The organism is Lactobacillus nasalidis (genome assembly GCF_016587775.1).
Taxonomy (GTDB): Bacteria; Bacillota; Bacilli; order Lactobacillales; family Lactobacillaceae; genus Lactobacillus; species Lactobacillus nasalidis.
In genome coordinates, this window is sequence record NZ_BOCG01000633.1 from 1 (window position 1) to 408 (window position 408).

Here is a 408-nt window from a genome sequence, read left to right on the forward strand (position 1 = left end):
ATGGAAGTCTGCAATGCCCAAAGTCGGTGGGATAACCATTTAGGAGTCAGCCGCCTAAGGCAGGGCAGATGACTGGGGTGAAGTCGTAACAAGGTAGCCGTAGGAGAACCTGCGGCTGGATCACCTCCTTTCTAAGGAAAGACACACAGTCGGAGAGTGGCAACACTAAGAGAAGATTGTGAGTTACGGAAGCACACTGCAAAAGAAACTTTGTTCAGTTTTGAGAGTACCAACAATAAGTACTTGGGCCTGTAGCTCAGCTGGTTAGAGCGCACGCTTGATAAGCGTGAGGTCGATGGTTCAAGTCCATCCAGGCCCATTGAAATGTGAAGATTGCTCTTTACATTTCGGGCAAGATGGAGTAACATCTTAAAAGTTGATATTTACGGGGGCATAGCTCAGCTGGGA

At 48.0% G+C, this 408-nt stretch carries 1 tRNA gene and 1 rRNA gene; both read left to right on the forward strand.

Annotation, left to right across the window (positions count from 1 at the left end):
• Window positions 1–131, forward strand: a 16S ribosomal RNA gene (locus tag lacNas_RS11895); the annotation flags it as partial.
• A gap of 114 nt (window positions 132–245) precedes the next feature.
• Window positions 246–319: transfer RNA gene (locus tag lacNas_RS11900), tRNA-Ile, on the forward strand.
• The last annotated feature ends 89 nt before the right edge of the window (window positions 320–408 follow it).